The following is a 4294-nucleotide window of genomic DNA, read 5'->3' on the forward strand; positions in this document are numbered from 1 at the left end:
AATGATTTCCTCCAGTGTTGCTTGGGCCAGACCCGCATTATAGTATTTTTCCAGGACGTCTTCGATGTGATGCAGTAAGACCATTTCTTCATAAGATAGCCAGCTTGAAGATAAAACCTCATAAGGGGGATGGCTCTGAAACTGGTAGTGGCCGTTTTCAGCCTCCAGGCGCATCCTGGTTCCAGGGAGCATCTTAAGAAAACCCAGCTGCAGGTGATGCGGTTTTAATTTATAAACCTGATTAAACGCGGTCTTGAAAGTGGAGTAGCTTTCTTCAGGAAGTCCGGCGATCAGATCCAGATGCAGGTGGATATTGTCTGCCCGGCGCAGGCGCCGAATATAAGTTGAGATTTTGTCCCAGTCCCCCGGCCGGTTTATCGCTTTCAGGGTCGGGCCGTGGGTGGACTGCACCCCGATTTCAAAAGCAAAGCGCTGTTGGGGGAGTTTTTCCAAATAATTTAAAAAGGATTCATTGAGCAGCTGGGGGGAGATTTCCATATGGTAGCGGGTTTGTCCGGGCAACCCCGTTATGAATTCCATAATGGCCTGGGCCCGGGTCTGATCACAATTGAAGGTGCGGTCGACAAACTTGATTTCCAAGGGTTTAAGGGCATTCATATGCTCTAAATCAGTCTTTACCCTATGCAGGGACATGAAACGCACCCCGCTTTGCAGGGAAGAAATACAATAACTGCATTTAAACGGGCAGCCCCGGGAGCTTTCGTAATAGAGGATCTGCTTCTGGATCTGATCCATGCCTTCATAAGGGTAAGGCAGCTCATCCAGGGGAGCCACCAGCGGTGATGAATCCTGGCTTACCGGGATTTGTCCCACCCGGAAAGCGACTCCGGGCAGGCGGGGATGAATCTCGCCCTGCTGCAAAGCAGCTAGCAACAGCGGCCACACCGCCTCCCCTTCCCCGCTGATCACATAGTCGACGCTAGGATGAGCGGCCTGGATCTCCTCAGCGCAAAAGCTGACTTCCGGCCCGCCTAAAATGACCGCACATTGCGGGTTGATTTTTTTGATATCGTCGCTGAGCTTCAAAACCATTTCTATGTTCCAGATATAGCAGGAAAAAGCCACCACATCGGGGCGGTGTCGATGCAATTCGGAAAGGATATAGCCGATCGGTTCATTGATGCTGAATTCGCGGATTACGCTGTCAAAGCCTGCCCTCAGGGCGGCCTGACGCAAATACAGGACCGCCAAATTGGAATGGATATATTTAGCATTGATGGCACACAACAGCACCTGCATGGCAATCGACCCCGCAAAGTTAAAAGGGCGATGAATTCATCGCCGTTCCGCTATCAATCTCGCCTCGGTTTATTCTTCGCCCACCAGTTTAACTTCAGGATGCAAATCGATGCCCAGACTACCCCTGGCGGTTTCTTGAATATGTTCGATCAAATCCAATACATCAGCAGCCCTGGCATTGCCGGTATTGACGATAAAGCCGGCATGTTTGGTGGACACCTGGGCGCCGCCGATCTGGAATCCTTTTAGTCCCAGCTGCTCCAAAAGCGGCCCTACAAAATAACCGCTGGGTCTTTTAAAGGTGCTGCCCGCGCTGGGGAGATCCAGGGGCTGCTTATCGCTGCGGCGCTGGGCATAGTCCCTCATGGTGGCTTGAATGGCCTCCGGGTCGGCCGGTTTGAATTTTAATGCAGCGGATAGCACGATATATTCCCCCGCCTGCAATATACTGCTGCGATAGCCCAACTGCAGCTGTTCTGCATCAAAGTCATAGCGCGTTCCATTGAGATCTACCGCCCTTACCGAGGTGAGTACATCTTTCATTTCACCATTATATGCGCCGGCATTCATCACCACGGCCCCGCCCAAACTGCCCGGTATGCCTTCGGCGAACTCCAGACCGCTTAAGCCCTCTCGAGCCACCACCCGGCAAAGCTCGGCTATCTGTACCCCCGCCTCCGCGTACACCTGCCGGTCCTGAATGCGGATGGTTTTTAACCCTTGGCCCAGTTTCATGACCACCCCGCGTATGCCTTTGTCGCGGACCAGGATATTGCTCCCCAGTCCGAATACGAATAGTGGTAGTTTCTGCTCCCGGCAATATCGCAAAACATTTATGATCTCCTCCGCTGTGGAGGGGATCACCAGAATATCGGCCGGTCCCCCGATTTGAAAGGTGGTGTGCAGAGACATGGGTTCATCGTACTTTACACGGTCAGCTGGGATAATATCGCAAATATCCTGATGCATCGTATTCCCCTTTGAGTTGGTGCCAGTCCCCATACGGGCGGCATCTTTATTAATATTTTATTGGTTTGACCGGGGATTTATGCTTGCCCGGCCTGCCTGACCGCAATGCGCGGCGCCTGTGGCATAATAATTACCGACATGCCGGGGCCGTGTTTTTGCCGGGCCATATTCAGGGCTTGAGACAAATCAGGACAGGGGGTGACGAACATGGCCTTGACCATATCGCCAGGCAAGCTGCTTACCATGAGGATATCCGCCTTTTTCAGGATACGGCAGATGGCAAAAGCTTTATGCCCACCCAGCTCAAAACCTTCAAAAAAACGCTTTTCAATGTCCTCCGGGCACCCGGCGTCGGCAATCCATTCAGCAAAGGTATCTTCACCCATTCCTTCCCGGCATTCCGCCACCCAGATGATGGTGCCGCCCGGTTTGACCGCCTGAACCGCCGCATCCAGGGCCTTCTGGGACTGGTATACGTTTATGTCCTTGGGAAAGCCCCCGCAGGAAGCGATGACCACATCGACGGGCTTCTCTATATGAACCAGATTGCCGGCCTCGGCGTATTTGACCGCCTCCAGCCAGGCTTGATAGACATCTCCGGCAGCTGCGTATATGATCTCCTCTTTTCCAGCCGTCACTACGTTCAGGATGAAGTCCAGCCCTGCTGTCCGGGCAGCTTCCAGCATCAGATCGTTGACTGGATTATCAGTATAATTGCCCAGGCAGGCCCGGGGATCGTCCATCATGCGATGATTGGCCTCGATAAGCGAACGGGCCGCTACCCCGGGGAGAATTGACTTGCGCCCGCCGGACCAGCCCGCAAAATAATGCAGTTCCACCACACCGGTTGAGATCAGCAAGTCGGCTTCGGCCACATCGCGGTTTATAAGCAGATCCCAGCCGTTTGACAACCGGCCCAGGCTGGATAAGTTGCCGTCACAATCATGATTTATCACCTGGTAGCGGGCACAGATATCTGTGCCGAATATCTGCCGGTTTTCTTCACGGGTATGGGGCCGGTGAATACCCAGGGCGATGACCAGCTTGATTTGCTCCGGGGGTATCCCCCCCGCTTCGATGGCTTCCAACAGCGGGGGCAGCATCCACCGGTAAGGGGTGAGCCGGGTGATATCGTTTACAATCACAACTGCGCTCCGGGCTGATTTGCGCTTGATTATTTCCCCTATGGTCTGGCTGCCTACGGGATGGCTCAAAGCCTGACGGATTGTAGTATTATTGTCTTGGACATTTGCCGGCGTTTCCTTACTGGATCCCGGTTTCAGAATGGCTGCTAGATTTTGGTCTGGAATATCAACTTCCAGCCATTCTTTGCCATAAGCCAAGCGATGCTTCAAAACGATCCACCATCCTTCAGCCGGAAGTCTGCCGCCTTCCGAATTTACCGTTAAAGCCGGTATGTATAGGTATTAGTTTATGCTTCTATATCAGGAAAATCAAGTAAGGATGTCTAGCCCTGATTGTCAGTGCCCAAAACACCGGTGAATCGTCATTGTATACATGACCGTTCAAATTGTCTTGAGGCCAAAAAGTGACCCTTAAGGGGTGTCCTTTATGATATAATAGGCTGGAAATTCGACATCAGGTGATGCCGCTTTAGGAGGAAATATATGAATAACGCCGATATCAAGAAAGAATTGGTTAAAATGCTGGGTCGGGATAAAGTGCTGATCGATGACCTGGATTTAATGTATTATTCTTACGACAGTTCCTTTCTCACCAAACTGCAACCGGTGACGCCCACAGCCGTAGTCCTGCCGGCATCGACTGCAGAGGTGCAAAAAGTGGTGCGTTTGGCTTATGAGAATGATGTCAATATCATCCCCCGCGGGGCCGGTACCGGCGAAACCGGAGGGTGTGTAGCCGTCGAAGGCGGCATTGTAATAGATCTTTCCCGCTGGAGAGAGATTGTGGAGATCGATGTGAACAACATGCAGGTAGTGGTTCGCCCCGGGGTTATACATGCTGACCTGAATGACGAATTGGCCAAATTTAATCTGTTCTTTCCGCCCGATCCGGGCAGCAGCAAAATGTGTACCATCGGCGG

The 4294-nt window shown here is 52.3% G+C and carries 4 protein-coding genes; 1 reads left to right on the forward strand and 3 read right to left on the reverse strand.

What is annotated here, in order from left to right:
- From B3W37_RS16255 to larAH6, 3 genes are all read right to left on the reverse strand, one after another.
- On the reverse strand, positions 1–1260 hold a 1260-nt coding region (locus tag B3W37_RS16255; protein ID WP_483176444.1), incomplete at its 3' end, for a B12-binding domain-containing radical SAM protein.
- A gap of 69 nt (positions 1261–1329) precedes the next feature.
- Positions 1330–2229, reverse strand: a complete 900-nt coding sequence (gene murB, locus B3W37_RS16260; protein ID WP_483176445.1) for a UDP-N-acetylmuramate dehydrogenase — start codon at positions 2227–2229, stop codon at positions 1330–1332.
- A gap of 77 nt (positions 2230–2306) precedes the next feature.
- Entirely contained in the window at positions 2307–3584 is a 1278-nt protein-coding gene (gene larAH6 / locus B3W37_RS16265) for a nickel-dependent malate racemase, LarAH6 family (RefSeq protein WP_483176446.1), read from the reverse strand.
- 273 nt (positions 3585–3857) lie between these two features.
- On the opposite strand from larAH6, the gene B3W37_RS16270 reads away from it, so the two are divergent.
- Positions 3858–4294: FAD-binding oxidoreductase (locus tag B3W37_RS16270; RefSeq protein WP_483176447.1), on the forward strand; the 437-nt coding region annotated here is incomplete at its 3' end.

The organism is Syntrophomonas sp. UBA5494, assembly GCF_002426325.1.